Source organism: Parasphingorhabdus sp. W113 (assembly GCF_055693205.1).
The window spans coordinates 107,707-122,430 of sequence record NZ_CM146328.1; the positions used below are offsets into that span (position 1 = coordinate 107,707).

Sequence of the window (14,724 nt, forward strand, 5' to 3'; positions counted from 1 at the left end):
CTTTTTTGTTTGACGCTTGCCGTGACGCGGTTTAACCGATCAATTAAATTTCACGAGACTCGAACAGAACAAGGAGCAGGATTATGGCAGAAGCCTATATTGTAGACGCAGTACGGACCGCTGGTGGGCGGCGCGGTGGCCGGTTGGCTGGAATACACCCCGTGGATCTCGGCGCAGCGACGCTCGATGCCATTGCTGATCGCAATGATTTTGATGCCGCGGCGATTGAAGATGTGATTACCGGCTGCGTCATGCAGGGCGGCGAACAGTCGGGCGATGTCGGCCGCAACGCCGTGCTCGCCTCGAAACTCCCGGACAGCATTCCTTCGGTGTCGATTGATCGGCAGTGCGGATCATCGCAGCAGTCCATCCAGTTTGCGGCCCAGGGCGTGATGTCCGGAACCCAGGACATGGTTCTGGCGCACGGCATTGAGAGCATGACTCGCGTACCGATGGGTTCGACGTTCAAGCTGTTCAAGGATGCGGGGCTCGGCATCAACAAGAGCGAACGGCTCGAAGAGGCCTATCCCGGCGTACAGTTCAGCCAGTTCATGGGTGCGGAAATGCTGGTCAAGAAACATGGCTTCAACCGCGATGATCTCGATGCATTCGCGCTGGAAAGCCATCAGAAAGCCATTGCGGCAACCCAGTCTGGCGGGTTTGACAATGAAATTGTCGCCGTGAAGATCGAAACCCCCGAAGGCGAGGACATGCACAAGGTCGACGAAGGCATTCGCTTCGACGCCAGCATGGAAAGCATCGGCGGCGTCAAGCTGCTGCAGGAAGGCGGCGCGATTACCGCCGCCAATGCCAGCCAGATTTGCGATGGTTCAAGCGCGGTTCTCGTCTGTTCCGAGCAGGCGCTCAAAGACCATGGCCTGACCCCGCGCGCGCGGATCGTCAATCTGACCGTGACCGCCGGTGATCCCGTGATCATGCTCGAAGAGCCGCTGTTCGCTACCGACCGGGCGCTGCAACGCGCCGGCATGAAGATTGATGATATCGATCTCTATGAAGTCAATGAAGCCTTTGCACCGGTGCCACTCGCGTGGCTCAAGCATACCGGCGCGGATCGCAGCAAGATCAACGTCCATGGCGGCGCCATTGCGCTCGGCCATCCGCTCGGTGCATCGGGTACCAAGCTGATGGCAACCCTGCTCAACGCAATGGAGCAGAAAGGCGCCAAGACCGGCCTGCAGACTATGTGTGAAGGCGGTGGACAGGCGAATGTCACGATTATCGAGCGGTTGAACTGAACCCCAGTTTGCCATGCTGAAAAGAATTCGGCCTGGCGCTATTTTTAGAAAGAAGACTCACTATGGAACTGAATGAGAACACCTCGGCCGTCATTACCGGCGGCGCATCCGGTCTTGGCGCGGCCACAGCGCGGCGGCTGGCTGAAAAAGGCGTCAAGGTCGCCCTGTTCGACCTCAATGAAGAAAAAGGCGAAGCGCTGGCAGCGGAACTGGGCGGAACCTTTTGCAAGGTCAACGTGACCGAGGATGACAGCGTCGATGCCGGTTTTGAAAAAGCCCGGGCCGCCCATGGCCAGGAGCGTATCCTGGTCAATTGCGCGGGTATTGGCAATGCGATCAAGACCGCCAGCCGGTCGAAGGAAGACGGCTCGATCAAGCATTTTCCGATGGATGCATTCAACTTTGTCATTCAGGTCAACCTGATCGGCACGTTCCGGTGCATCGCCAAATCGGCGGCTGGCATGTTGACTCTGGATCCGTTCACCGATGGCGATCGCGGCGCAATGGTCAACACCGCGTCGGTCGCGGCTGAAGACGGCCAGATCGGCCAGGCGGCCTATTCTGCGTCCAAAGGCGGCGTCGTCGGCATGACCCTGCCCATTGCCCGCGATCTGTCGCGCGAAGGCATTCGGGTGAACACCATTCTGCCCGGTATTTTCGATACGCCGCTGCTTGCTGGCGCACCGCAAAATGTTCGCGACGCGCTGGGTGCCATGGTGCCCCATCCACCGCGGCTCGGCATGCCTGACGAATATGCCAAACTGGCGATGTGCATGATCGAAACCGGCTATTTCAACGGCGAGGATGTCCGGCTCGACGGCGGCATCCGGATGGCGCCGCGATAAAAGACGCTCATCCTCTCCCCTTGAGGGAGAGGACAGATTTGCCTGTCCGTTTTCGGACTAGAAAATCTTGGTGAGGGGACGAGAGCAGACGCGAACCTCTCCCCCTCACCAACTTCGCTAGGCAGGCAAGCTGCCAAGCTCTCGTTTCCTCTGCCTCAAGGGAGAGGCGTATTAAGAAGAGGATCCTCCCCATGACCTACACCCAGATACTTTATGATGTCGCCGACCATGTCGCGACGATCACGCTCAACCGCCCGGAAAAGATGAACGCCTTCACCAACACGATGTTGAAGGAAATGATCGATGCGTTTGACCGTGTCGACGCCGATGATGATGTTCGCGCGGTGGTGGTGACCGGGGCCGGTGACCGGGCTTTTTGCGCCGGGGCCGATCTGACGCCGGATGATGGCCACAAGCCCTTTGCCAGTTCCGATCCGGTCGAGGATTATTCCGATCCCCGGGTCCGTGATGGCGGCGGCAAGCTGACCTTGCGGATTTATCAATGTCTCAAGCCGGTGATTGGCGCGATAAATGGGGTTGCGGTCGGGGTCGGGGCGACGATGCTGCTGCCGATGGACATTCGGCTGGCCGCTGACATGTCGCGCTTCGGCTTTGTCTTCGCGCGGCGCGGGATCGCGCCGGATGGCGCCGCGAGCTGGTTCCTGCCGCATATTGTCGGTCGTCCGCTGGCGCTCGAATGGTGTCTCACGGGCCGGGTGTTCCCGGCGCAGGATGCTCTCGATGGCGGGCTCGTCCGCTCGCTCCACGCACCGGAAGATCTGCTCCCCGCCGCCTATGCGCTGGCGCAGGAAATTGTCGAGAACACCGCGCCGGTCTCGATCGCCCTGACCCGCCAGATGCTGTGGCAGATTCCCTGCGCCGACCACCCGATGGAAGCGCACAAGATTGACAGCCGGCTGATCTATAACCGGGCCAAATCCAACGATGCCGCAGAGGGTGTCGCAAGCTTTCTCGAGAAACGATCCCCATCCTATCCAGATAAAGTCTCTTCGGATTTGCCCGATAGCTTCCCTTGGTGGGAGGAACCTGTTTATAAGTAATCGCTTGAGTAGGGGATGGACGATGAGCGATGATAAACTGGCAAAAAAAGACAGTCCGGCAGAATCCGGTCTCGACAATGCCAATGCCCGCGGCAAACTGATTGAAACCGCGAGCCAGATCATGCGCGAAGGCGACACGATCGATATTTCCTTTAGCGAATTGTCGGTCCGCTCCGGCCTGAACAGCGCGCTGGTCAAATATTATTTCGGCAACAAGGACGGCCTGCTCGAGGCGATTCTCGAGCGCGACATGACCAAGATTGTCGAAGATGTCGGCTTGCTGATCGCCAAGGACATGCCGCCGGAAGACAAGCTGCGTCACCATATCGGCGCGGTCATCGATACCTATTATCAATATCCCTATATCCACCGGCTGACGATGCGCCTGATCCGCGACCTGCCGCCCGAAGGCGCGCGCGATATTGCGACCAAATATCTCAAGCCGCTGTCGGAAGCCTATAGTATTTTTGTCGGCGATGGCATCAAGACCGGGGTGTTCCGTGATCTTGATCCCGAGCTCTTCTATTCGGCGGTGACCGGCGCTGCGGACCGGTTTTTCACCGGCAAGCTGGTCTGGAAATATTGCTATGGCCGCGAGGATTTCGATGAAAAGATGCGCGATGCCTATCGCGAGCAAACGGTCGATCTGATCATGGCGGGAATATTGGCGCGCTGACGCCCGGCCGGAAAATTAGCCGCCGCTCAACCGCCCTTCGATTATGTCCCGTTGCGCAAGGATCGCAGCAGCGATCTCCCGCATCAGCAGCTTGATGCGCGGTGTTTCGCGCAAGTCCGGATGGGTCAGCACCCATAGCGGCAGCCCAGCCGCGGGCGTGCTGCCCGGCAAAGGAACAAGACCGGGCTCCGTATCCGCCATATAGCAAGCCGCGCGGATCATCCCGTGGCCGGCAAGCGCTGCGACATGGCGCATCATGATATCGTCCGTGTGCCAGCTGACCGGGGCGTCCGGGAAAGGCGTTTCAGCAATCCAGCTGGCCGGGTTGGTATGGGGCAGACCGGTAATCCAGCGGCGGTCTTCGGGCGCGGTCCGGGCGAGATAGTCGCGGCTGCAATAATGGTTGAGCGCGTAGGGCAGCAAGCGGCGGCCGACGAGATGATCCGGTGGCCGTTCGACCCCGCGCACCACGACATCCGCTTCGGCGCGATCGAGATCGGCAAAGCGGTAGCTGCTTTCGACGCGCAACTGAATGGCAGGATAGTCCTGGCTGAACCGGTTGAGCATATCGCTAAGCAGATATTGCCCGAGCACGCCCGGCAGCGAGACCGTGATCGGACCGGCGAGATCCTGACTGGCCGCTTTCTGCCGGCGGTCTGCGGCAAAGTTGATCGCTTCCATCTGCCGCGCGGCCTCCGCCATTTCGGCGCCGAGCGCTGTTGGCTGATAACCATTGGTCGCCTGCTCGACAATCAATCCGCCATAGCGCGTATTGATTGTCGCCAGCCGCCGCGACACGGTGCTGTGGTTGACGCCAAGCTGCTGCGCGGCGCCGCGTATCGTGCCGGCGCGCTCGAGTGCGAGGATGAAGCGATAGTCGTCCCAATTGTCCATCGGTGCAATATTGCACCATTCAATCCCAAAATCTATCCAATTATTTTCGAAGAAATCGATTTATACGGTGCGATAACGCAACAATGATGGGTGATTCGGTATCGGCATCTCGTTAAAGAAGGTAAGCATAATGCATTTCAAACGTCTCTCCGCCTATGGTCTTTTTGCGGTCAGCATCGCTGCCCTGACGCCGGCCTGTACTGCGGCCACCGAAGACAAAGCCGCGGTTGTGGCTTCGGCAGAACCGGGCCTCGCGCTCAAGCAGGGCCAATATCTGTCAATTGTTGTGCCTCAGGCCAAGGCCGGCGCGGAGGATGCGCGCAAAGCCTATTACAAGAGCGCATTCACCCTGGCGGATCAGTTCGGCTTGCAGCGGGAGGCGATGCTGACGGTCGAGAATATCATCATCAGCGACTATGAGCCGGGCGCGGTGATCTTCTATTCCTATCCCGACAAGGCATCGGAAACCGGTCTCGCCAACCATCCCGACTGGCCAGCGATCAAGGCGTTGCGCCCGGCGGCCTGGGACGAGCTCAAAATCTATAGCGCGCCGCTGGCCGAGGATCTCAATCTGCCGTTCAAGGCGGACAAATCCTACACGCTGGTGGTCGCCTGGACCAATCCCGACAATTCCGAGGATTATCAGCTCTATCTCAAAGGCATCGAGCAAGCGGTCAATCAGTCCGGTGGACGGTTTGTCTACAAGATGAGGAACCCGCAATTTGAAGCCCATGCCGCGCCTTCGGAAGCGCCGGGGCAGCTGACTTTTGTCGAATGGGACACGCTCGACGGCTTTACCAAGTTGCGCAACAACCCGGTCTATCAGGAAACCAGCAAGCGCTATTTCACTCCGGGCGTGAAGAAGGTCGAGTTTTACCGGCTCGCGGTTCCGGCAAAATAACGATTCCGCAAGGGGTTAGCGCCCCGGTATCGGGTGCAGCATGGTGAGGAACCGGAGTTCGGTTCCCGCTCTGCGGTGCTCGGACAGCGCCTGATAGTCCGGGTCATTATACCAGGCGGTGGCGGCTTCGGCATTGGGGAATTTGAACAACACCACCCGGCCCTCGGGCGGGGCGCTGCCCTCAAAGGTGGTCGATGCATCATCAAAGGTGATGAACGTCCCGCCATGCTTTTTCAGGATCGGGAAAAAGCCTTTCTCATAGATCCGATAGGCTGCCGCATCATGAACCGTGAAATTGGCCATGACATGGACGGGGGCCTCGGTCGGCGCTTTGTCGCTCATGATCCCTCCTCGGCTTTGGGCATGCCGATGGCGTCGCGAATCTCTGCATTGTCGGCACCGAGCGTGGGCGGATCGGCATAGACATTGGCCGGGCTGGCGGAATAGTGAACCGGGTGTTTGATCGACCGGTATTTGCCGGTTTTCTCGCCCTCGCGTTCGTTCCAGAATCCGACCTGCTGGAGATGCGGATCCTCGAGCACATCGGCAATCTTGTTATAGCGCATCGCCGGGATATTATTCTCGTCGAGCAGTTCCAGCCATTCATCGGTGGTCTTGGTCGACGCGATTTCCTCGATCAGCGCGTAGAGCGCGGTGATATTCTTGGTGCGCTCGGAATAGGTGGCAAAGCGCGGCTCCTGAAACACGCCCGGCTTGCCGCCCAGTTCGAAGAAGGTCTCCCATTGCTGATCGCTATAGGGGACCAGGCCGATAAAGCCGTCCTTGGTCGGATAGGGCTTGCGATTGGGGTTGACCGACCGGGTATAGGCGAGCCGGCCATTGCCGGGAATATAGGTTTCACCCCACAGATTTTCGACCATGTTGAACCAGGTAAAGGCCTCGAACATCGGCACCTGGACAAATTGCCCTTCGCCGGTTTTCTCCTTGTGATACATGGCCGCCAGCGTGGCGTTCACAGCGAACAGTCCGATGGTCTTGTCGGCGACCAGCGATGGCATGTAGAGCGGCCGCCCGCTGTCGCCGCGCATTTCGAACAGCGACGCAAAGCCGGAGGAACACTGGATCAGATCGTCATAAGCCTGGCGGTGCGAATAATCGCCGCCTTTGCCAAAGCCCGCGCAATGGACGTAGACAATACCCGGATTGATCGCCTTGACCGCCTCATAGTCGAGGCCCAGCCGCTCCATTCCGGCAAGCCGGACATTGTGGAAGAAGACATCGGCATGTTTGAGCAGCTCGACAATCACCGCCTTGTCGGCTTCTTCCTTGGCGTTGAGCGTGATCGATTTCTTGTTGCGGTTCAGCGCGGCGAAAATCGGCCCGAGATCGCCGGTTGGGCTGTCGCCGGCGTGGCGCATCATGTCGCCGGGAAATTTCCCTTGGTCATTTTCAATCTTGATCACATCGGCGCCCATGTCCGCGAAATTGACCGTCGCGAACGGGCCCAGAACCACCGTCGACATATCGACAATCTTGAGTCCTTTGAGCGGACCGGTCGGTTCCGTTTCCCATTCCAGTTTCGGCCATCCGCTCATCATCATCTCCCTTGAACATGCGCATATTTTGCAGTGCTCCAAATTATTAGGTGCACCTTGTGGTCTGTCTGTTATCAGCTTTAATCGATTGATGAACTGTTTATTTGGGGGATGACGATTGACCATAGCAGATCCAAAGGCACCGGTGCTTGTCGGCGTGGGCGAGGCCAGTGGCGGCTCGACCGGACTGGACTGGCCATCACCCGTGGATCTCGCCTCGGCAGCGGTCAAGACGGCGCTGGCGGATAGCGGTGCGGCCGAAAAGCTCACGGCATCGGTGGATTGCCTGCTGGCGACACGGCTGTTTCATGACAGCGGGCTGCCCCATCAATTTGGGTCGCCCGACAATCTGCCCGATGCGATCGCGCAGGCCGCCGGGGTTGACCCTGCAAAGCTGATCTATGGCGATGTCGGCGGGCAGAGTCCGCAGAAGCATCTCAACGCGCTGGCGGTGCAGCTGCATGAAGGATCGATCAAGGCGGCGGTACTGTGCGGATCGGAAACCACCGGCACCGTCAAGCGAGCGAAGAAAACCGGCCACGCGATGGACTGGAACCAGCCCTCGGAGCGCGATTTTGAGGACAAGCGTTCCGATTTTGCGGTGCTCACCATGTATGAGATTCGCCACGGGATAATCTCCATGCCAATGGCTTATGGCCTGCTCGAAAATGCCCGCCGCAAGCGGCTCGATAAGAATCGCGACGATTATGCGGCGGACATGGCGGCGCTCTGGTCGGCCTTTTCGGAGGTCGCGGCCACCCGGGATCATGCCCAGTTTGCCAAAGCGTGGAGCGCTGATGCCTTGCTCGAAGACGGCGGCGCCAATTACCGGATCAACGATCCCTATCGCCGCTGGATGGTGGCGCAGGATGCGGTGGAACTGGGCGCGGCGGTGATCATGACCACGGCGGGTCACGCGGCAGAACTGGGCATTGCCGAAGAGCAGTGGATTTATCTCCACAGCGGCGCCGATGCGAGCGCCCCGATCATGAGCGAACAGACCGACCTGTCGCGGTCGCCGGCTATGGCGTGGGCGTTTGACACGGCGCTCGATCTCGCAGAACTCGAGGCCAGCGCCATTGGCCCGGTCGATATTTACAGCTGCTTTCCGGTCGCCGTGTCGCTCGCGATTGAGGCGATGAATCAGCCGGAGCGGCCACTCTCTTCCTATACGTTGACCGGCGGACTGAGCTTTTTCGGCGGCCCGGGCAACAGCTATAGCACCCATGCGATTGTCGCGCTGGTTCAGGCGCTGCGCAAGGATGGCAGCAAGCCTGGCCTGATTTCGGCCAATGGCGGTGTGATCAACAAGGAATCGGTTGGTATCTATGCCGCACAACCAGTGGCCGGCGGATGGTCGCCCGACCGGATCGCGGTGCCCAATGCTCTGCCATCGGATCCCGGCACCAAACCGGCCCATTTCACGTCGGGCCAGGCGATGATCAAAAGCTACGCGCTGCCCTATGTCAAAGGCGAGCCGGGCGCCGCGACGGTCTGGCTCGAAGATGAGGCCGGAATCCCATGCATCGGATTACTGCAGGATGCGCCGGTGGAAACCGATCTGATCGGTGAACGGGTGACGGTGACGAATGATGGCAAACGCAATCAGGCGGTGCTGGGGTAGGGGATAGGAGTTTTTATTTAACCTCAGGCGCCGGGCGGGCGCATCCGCGCCCTTGGCTTTCCTCGCATAAGCTCGGGCGCGCGGTCGCGCTTGCCGACGCGATGCGTCGGATTAGTGCCTAGCTTGAGGTCGTACAACCGAGCGAAGCGAGGCAAGGCCGACCGGCCGCCGCGCCTTATGGCGCGATAGCCAAGGCGACGGATGTCGCCGCCCGGCGCCTGAGGTTAAATAAAAACTCTTCTTCCCACCGCCAGCCACCCGCACTCGCGGCACAAACCTTCACCGCCAAAACCACAATCCGCCTCAGCATCAACACCATCGTCCGGCTTTCCTACACGCCGGTGTTTCTGATATTCCGGACGGGCTCTTTCTCAGTCTTGAATATCAAAGCGGCAATCGCACGCCGCCCCGGCAAACAGGGTGTGAATTGTGTGAACTTTGAACGCCTCTCGGACTCTGTTCAGCGGATCGTCTGCATATCCAGCAGGTCGACATGCTGGGTCAGATAGCAGTCGCGGCATGGTTCTTCCCGGGACAGATCAGTCGACAGATATTTGGTGCTGTTGTCACAGAAAATCGTCGCAATCGCCTTGCGCTCGCCATTCGCATCCGGCTCCTGGGTCAGCGCCAGACGAATGGCTGCGACTAGATTGGCGCCGCTGGAAATACCCACACCCAGTCCGAACTGCCGGCTCAGTTTCTGCGCCATCAGGATCGCGTCACCATCATTGACGTCGATAATGTCATCAATCTGGTCAAGCTTGACGATTTCGGGAATAAACTCGTCCGACACGCCCTGAATCCGGTGGTGACCGACCTTATAGCCGGTCGACAGGGTCGGTGATTCGACGGGTTCCACCGGATGGGCGGAAATGGATGGATCGCGTTCCTTGAGATAACGGCCGACGCCCATGACCGTGCCGCCGGTACCGACACCCGCGACAAAGCCGCCGAGGTGCGCGCCATCGGCTGCGACCTGCGCCCAGATTTCCGGACCGGTGCTTTTATAATGGGCGTCACAATTGGCCTGATTGGAAAATTGCCGGGGAAGAAAGGCATCCTGCTCTTCGCCCATTTTTTCGGCCAGCGCGATCGACCCGAGAAAACCACCTTCAGCTTTGGAGACCAGCCGCAGATCCGCACCGTGGCTGGCCAAAATTGCGCGCCGCTCCTGGCTCATCCAGTCCGGCATGAAAATCGTGACCGGATGACCCAGCGCGCTACCCAGTGCCGCCATCGCAATACCGGCATTGCCACTGGTTGCCTCGGCAATCCGCTGGCCAGGCTTGAGCGCACCGGAGCGCGAAGCTTGCTCAAGGATATTAAGCGCCATGCGGTCCTTGATGCTGCCGGAGAAATTATACATTTCCGCTTTGGCATAGACGGTAATCGGTTGATCATCACAGCGCAGCCGCACCCGGATCATCGGCGTGTTGCCGATTAATCCTGAAAGCGACCGGAACACGTCATTGCGACTTCTACCAACTTGATCGAGCATGTCTTCCCCTTCGGTTAATTCGATGCTGATAAGCGGGCGGCGGTAGAAATTCCTTGTCGAAATTTGCTTGGAATCGCTCAATACTGTGATAATAATCTAAAAATGAGCAATAATATCAAAAATATTGATAATAACGACCGCAACATCCTAAGGGCTTTGCAACAGGATAGCAGTTTGTCGCTGGAAAATCTGGCGGCGCGGCTCAATTTGTCGACCAACGCCTGCTGGCGGCGGATCAAGCGGATGGAGGCTGACGGGATTATCGTCCGGCGAGTGGCGATCGTGAATCCGGAAGCGGTCGGCTTGGGCATGACCGTGTTCGTCGCGGTGCGGACCAGCGACCATAGCGACCAGTGGCTCGAGAAATTCGCTGCCGCGGCCTCTGCAATTGAGGAAGTTGTCGAATTTTATCGCATGGCCGGAGAGGTCGATTATCTGCTCAAGCTGCTGGTCCGCGATGTCGCCGATTATGACCGGGTGTATAAAAAGCTGATCAAGGTGGTGCCGCTGTCCGACGTGTCGGCGAGCTTCACGATGGAGCGGATCAAATATGAAACGGCAGTGCCGTTATAATTTAACCTCAGGCGCCGGGATTTTTTGTTTAACCTCAGGCGCCGGGCGCGGGCATCCGCCCGCTTGGCTATCCTCGCATAAGCTCGGGCGCGCAGTCGCGCTTGCCGACGCGATGCGTCGGATTGGTGCCCGCCAGTTGGTCGGTGATCCGAGCGCAGCGAGGCAAGGCCGACCGGCCGCCGCGCCTACTGGCGCGATAGCCAAGGCGACGGATGTCGCCGCCCGGCGCCTGAGGTCCAATAAAGACTCCTCCCCGCGCCCGGCGCCTGAGGTTAAACAAAAAATCCCGGCGCCTGAGGTTAAACAAAGAATCCTCTCCTCTCCTCCCTCCGCCAGCCGCTGACCGGCATCAACAACCCCCAAACCAGCACGCGTTTCACCAAAGCCAATAATCCTTCGCGAACGAAGCAAGTTGTGCATTGCAACGAAAAATTGCTTTTTTGTGACGAATCTGTTAAAACCAATGTCAGTTAACGGCTGGGCACGGGGGGTGTTCGGTCGTTATACGTATGAACAAAAGGGTTTTTTCGTCGGGGTTTTGAGAAATTTGACCGGAATCATCCTTCTTTTCCATAGAGAAAGAAAGGCTTTTTATGGCTGCGAATACGCTGTCCTTTGATGTGGGCGATTATGTTGTTTACCCAAAACATGGTGTGGGCCGTGTGATAGAACTTCAGAATGAAGAAATTGCGGGTATGCAACTGGAACTATATGTCCTCCGTTTCGAGAAAGAACGGATGACCCTGCGGGTTCCGATGAACAAGGCAGAAGGCGTGGGCATGCGCAAACTGTCCTCCGACAAAACGCTGAAAGAGGCTTTGGAAACGTTGAAAGACAAGCCCAAGGTCAAGCGCTCCATGTGGTCGCGCCGGGCTCAGGAATATGAAGCGAAAATCAACTCCGGTGATCTGGTTTCGATCGCCGAAGTGACGCGCGACCTGTTCCGCGCCGACGACCAACCGGAGCAAAGCTATTCCGAGCGTCAGATTTTCGAAGCCGCTTCCAGCCGGCTTGCCCGGGAACTGGCGGCGATGGAAGAAACTGACGAGCCAACCGCGCTGACCAAGATTCTCGAAATTCTGAATATTGCCGCGCCGCAATATTATGAAGTGAAAGAAGACTGATCACACCGCTAACTCGGTGAATCACAATGCACAAAGGGCCGTCTCCCGACCGGAGATGGCCCTTTTTCATGGGCGCCGTTAAAGCCGCCGTACCGGTATGACGAGCAACTGGCCGTCGGCATTGCGGCCAATGTCCACCGCCACGCCATAGGCCTCGGCAATCGTGTCGGCGGTCAGCACCGTTTCGCAGGGACCGGCGGCCAGAATCTCGCCCTGTTTCATGATCATGATATCATCGGCGACCCGTGCGGCCTGGATCAGGTCATGCAGGACCGTGATCACCCCGTTGCCTGCCCGGGCATAGCCTTTCAGCCGTTCGAGAATGTCAAACTGATGTGACGGATCGAGGCTGGCCAGCGGTTCGTCGGCGAGCAACCAATCGGGTTGGCCGGCGAGCACCCGGGCGAGCAGCACCCGGCTTTGCTCGCCACCGGACAAACGGGTCACCTTGCGATCAGCCAGCGCCGTGCAATCGGTTGCTTCCATCGCGCCGGCAATTGCTTCGCGGTCCGCGCTGCTCAGCCCCCATCGGCTGGAATAGGGCAGGCGCCCCAGGCCAATGATCGTCTTCACATCGACATCCCAATGCATTTCGGTCTGCTGTGGCAATAGGCCGATATGCCGGGCGCGGGCCTGATCCGACAGGCTGCCGAGCGGCTGGTTGGCGAGAGTGATCGTACCGCTATCGGGTGCGCGCAGACCACAGAGGCAGGATAGGAGGCTGCTTTTGCCCGCGCCATTGGCGCCGAGAATGACGGTCACCCGGCCGCGTTCAAATCGCCCGCTGACGTCGCGCAATATCGGACGCTTGCGCAAGGTGAGATCGAGATGATCAAAGACCAGCGGCATCACGCGAGCTCCCGATGCATGCGGTACAGCAGATAAAGGAAGAACGGCGCACCGAGCAGCGCCATGGCAATCCCGAGACGCAGTTCGCTGACGCTCGGCAAAATCCGCACGAGGCTGTCCGCGACGACCATCAGCAGCGCCCCGGCCAGCGCCGAAGGCAGCAACAGCGCCGAGGGTTGATGGCCGGTAAAAGGGCGCACGAGATGCGGAACGATCAGGCCGACAAAACCGATAATGCCGGCCACCGCAACCGAGGTCCCGACGGTCAGCCCGACACCCGCAACCGTGAGCCATTGCAGCCGGGTGATATTCACGCCCAGCGAACGGGCGGCATCCTGACCGAGGGTCAGCGCATCGAGGGCGCGGCCGGTTGCGGCAAGAAACAACATGCCGACAGCGACCAGGGGTGCGGCAAGCCAGACGTCGTGCCAGCTGCGATCGGTCAGCGCGCCCATCAGCCAGGTGACAATCTCGGCGGTGGCAAAGGGCGTCGGGGCGAGACTGATCATCAACGACGTCAGCGATCCTGTGAGGCTCGACAACAGCACACCGGCCAGGGTGAACAGGATGATGCTGCCCGAGCGTCCGGCGAGCAACGCCAGCAGTGCCATGCCGATACCCGCGCCCGTGAGAGCAAAGGCAGGCAGCACCCAGGCGGTGGCCGCGACGCCGAAATAGAGCGAACAGACGGCGCCAAGGGCGGCGCTGCTCGACACGCCAAAAATGCCGGGGTCAGCCAGTGGGTTGCGCAAATAGCCCTGCATGGTGGCGCCTGCCATCCCCAGAGCGGCGCCGATAATCGCCCCCAATAGCGCGCGCGGCAGCCGTAACTCCATCATCACCAGCCCGGCGAAATCATCCCCCAGCCAGGCGCCGGGAGAGACCCAGATCTTGCCCGCAGCCAGGGACAGGATCATGGCCAGCACGAGCAGTACCAGCAACAGGCTATTGAGCCGCCATCCTGCGGTCATCGCGCGATCACTTTCCGGCGTGCGGCCGCCAGCGTGCCCGCAGCATCGATCAGCGCCGGCCCGGCACAATTGAGCAAGCGTCCCGGATAATGGGCAATCGTGATGGTCCGGGACAGCTTGGCAAGGACCGGATGGGACAGCTTGCGGTCCTGAGGGTTCCAACCCTTACCGGCGCGGTTCGGCGCGTTTGAGAATAGCACCTGCGGCGGCCGGGCAACCAGGAGTTCGAGCGGCAGAATATCCCATTGGGCCAGGCCATAAGTGGCGCTGATATTCTCAAAGCCGGTCCGGCGCATCAGTTCGCCGGGCAGCGTATCGGCGCCGGGAACCAGGCCACCGCTGCGCCAGATCAGCGCCGGGATGCGGTTATTGTCATCCGGTACGGCATCAGCCAGCGCGCGGGAAATGGCGGCGTTGAGCCGGATCCCCTGCTCGGGTTTGCCAACCGCGCCCGCCAAGGCCCGAATTTGCTGCTGACTCTCGGCGACGGACTGCGGAATCGAAAGCTTGATCAAGGGAATGCCCAATCGCTCGAGCGCAAGACTCGTCGCCGGAGACACGATCGTACTGGCCACCACAACATCCGGCTGCATCGCCAGTATCTCTTCCGCCGTGCCCGCGGTTGCCGGAAATTTCAGCGCCTGTTTGAGCGGTATCGATGTCGCGCGCGGATCATGGGAATAGTGGCTGATCGCGGCAATTTGATCGGGGCTTGCGAGGTGCATGAGCAGCGCATCAGCGCATGGATTGATCGATACAATCCGTCGCGGCCGCTCCGGCAGCGGCGCTGTTGAAACCTGCATCATATTCCGGGCATCGGCGAGATGCGCTGGCCACAGCAGCAGGCCGAGGCAGAGAATGGCCAGGCTTATCTGTTTGGCAAACATGGCATCCTC

General features: G+C 59.5%; 15 protein-coding genes. 8 read left to right on the plus strand and 7 right to left on the minus strand.

Annotated elements, in window-relative coordinates; translation table 11 throughout:
• Positions 1-83 precede the first annotated feature (83 nt).
• The 4 genes from ACZ1GS_RS00485 (at position 84) to ACZ1GS_RS00500 (ending at position 3,838) form a co-directional block, all read left to right on the plus strand.
• Positions 84-1,256 (plus strand): acetyl-CoA C-acetyltransferase, encoded by a 1,173-nt coding sequence (locus ACZ1GS_RS00485; RefSeq protein ID WP_472696552.1) that lies wholly within the window; start codon positions 84-86, stop codon positions 1,254-1,256.
• Positions 1,257-1,318: 62 nt separating this feature from the next.
• Entirely contained in the window at positions 1,319-2,101 is a 783-nt protein-coding gene (locus ACZ1GS_RS00490) for an SDR family NAD(P)-dependent oxidoreductase (protein ID WP_472696553.1), read from the plus strand.
• 191 nt (positions 2,102-2,292) lie between these two features.
• Entirely contained in the window at positions 2,293-3,162 is an 870-nt protein-coding gene (locus ACZ1GS_RS00495; RefSeq protein WP_472696554.1) for a crotonase/enoyl-CoA hydratase family protein, read from the plus strand.
• Between the two features lie 22 nt (positions 3,163-3,184).
• Positions 3,185-3,838, plus strand: coding sequence for a TetR family transcriptional regulator (locus tag ACZ1GS_RS00500; protein ID WP_472696555.1), 654 nt, complete (start codon positions 3,185-3,187; stop codon positions 3,836-3,838).
• Between the two features lie 15 nt (positions 3,839-3,853).
• On the opposite strand, the gene ACZ1GS_RS00505 is transcribed toward ACZ1GS_RS00500, so the two are convergent.
• Complete coding sequence (locus ACZ1GS_RS00505; RefSeq protein WP_472696556.1) at positions 3,854-4,732, minus strand: LysR family transcriptional regulator; 879 nt, start codon at positions 4,730-4,732, stop codon at positions 3,854-3,856.
• Positions 4,733-4,862: 130 nt separating this feature from the next.
• On the opposite strand from ACZ1GS_RS00505, the gene ACZ1GS_RS00510 reads away from it, so the two are divergent.
• Complete coding sequence (locus ACZ1GS_RS00510) at positions 4,863-5,633, plus strand: hypothetical protein (protein ID WP_472696557.1); 771 nt, start codon at positions 4,863-4,865, stop codon at positions 5,631-5,633.
• 15 nt (positions 5,634-5,648) lie between these two features.
• On the opposite strand, the gene ACZ1GS_RS00515 is transcribed toward ACZ1GS_RS00510, so the two are convergent.
• Together ACZ1GS_RS00515 and ACZ1GS_RS00520 are read right to left on the minus strand one after the other, a co-directional pair.
• Positions 5,649-5,975 carry a DUF1330 domain-containing protein gene (locus ACZ1GS_RS00515; RefSeq protein WP_472696558.1) on the minus strand — a complete coding sequence of 109 codons (327 nt, stop codon included), beginning with the start codon at positions 5,973-5,975 and terminating at the stop codon, positions 5,649-5,651.
• Positions 5,972-7,195 (minus strand): CaiB/BaiF CoA transferase family protein, encoded by a 1,224-nt coding sequence (locus tag ACZ1GS_RS00520; RefSeq protein WP_472696559.1) that lies wholly within the window; start codon positions 7,193-7,195, stop codon positions 5,972-5,974. Before ACZ1GS_RS00520 ends, ACZ1GS_RS00515 begins: the two co-directional genes overlap by 4 nt.
• A 112-nt stretch (positions 7,196-7,307) precedes the next feature.
• Between ACZ1GS_RS00520 and ACZ1GS_RS00525 the strand changes: the two genes are divergently transcribed.
• Entirely contained in the window at positions 7,308-8,813 is a 1,506-nt protein-coding gene (locus ACZ1GS_RS00525) for a hypothetical protein (RefSeq protein WP_472696560.1), read from the plus strand.
• Positions 8,814-9,273: 460 nt separating this feature from the next.
• Here ACZ1GS_RS00525 and ACZ1GS_RS00530 read toward each other — a convergent pair whose 3' ends face one another.
• A complete protein-coding gene (locus ACZ1GS_RS00530; protein ID WP_472696561.1) occupies positions 9,274-10,311 on the minus strand; it encodes a PLP-dependent cysteine synthase family protein in 1,038 nt (345 codons plus the stop codon).
• A 102-nt stretch (positions 10,312-10,413) separates the two neighbouring features.
• Here ACZ1GS_RS00530 and ACZ1GS_RS00535 point away from each other — a divergent pair, with 102 nt between their 5' ends.
• Positions 10,414-10,884: an Lrp/AsnC family transcriptional regulator gene (locus ACZ1GS_RS00535; protein ID WP_472696562.1), complete on the plus strand. Its 471-nt coding sequence runs from the start codon at positions 10,414-10,416 to the stop codon at positions 10,882-10,884.
• Positions 10,885-11,477: 593 nt separating this feature from the next.
• Positions 11,478-12,008: a CarD family transcriptional regulator gene (locus ACZ1GS_RS00540; RefSeq protein ID WP_109355750.1), complete on the plus strand. Its 531-nt coding sequence runs from the start codon at positions 11,478-11,480 to the stop codon at positions 12,006-12,008.
• A gap of 78 nt (positions 12,009-12,086) precedes the next feature.
• Here the strand turns inward: ACZ1GS_RS00540 and ACZ1GS_RS00545 are convergent, their stop codons facing one another.
• Genes ACZ1GS_RS00545 through ACZ1GS_RS00555 form a run of 3 tightly spaced genes read right to left on the minus strand, consistent with a single transcriptional unit; the run spans position 12,087 to position 14,715 of the window.
• On the minus strand, positions 12,087-12,857 hold the full coding sequence (locus tag ACZ1GS_RS00545; protein ID WP_472698177.1) for an ABC transporter ATP-binding protein: 771 nt from the start codon (positions 12,855-12,857) through the stop codon (positions 12,087-12,089).
• Positions 12,857-13,828, minus strand: coding sequence for a FecCD family ABC transporter permease (locus ACZ1GS_RS00550; RefSeq protein WP_472696563.1), 972 nt, complete (start codon positions 13,826-13,828; stop codon positions 12,857-12,859). Before ACZ1GS_RS00550 ends, ACZ1GS_RS00545 begins: the two co-directional genes overlap by 1 nt.
• Entirely contained in the window at positions 13,825-14,715 is an 891-nt protein-coding gene (locus ACZ1GS_RS00555) for an ABC transporter substrate-binding protein (RefSeq protein WP_472696564.1), read from the minus strand. The genes ACZ1GS_RS00550 and ACZ1GS_RS00555 overlap by 4 nt, the downstream gene beginning before the upstream one ends.
• Positions 14,716-14,724 lie beyond the last annotated feature (9 nt).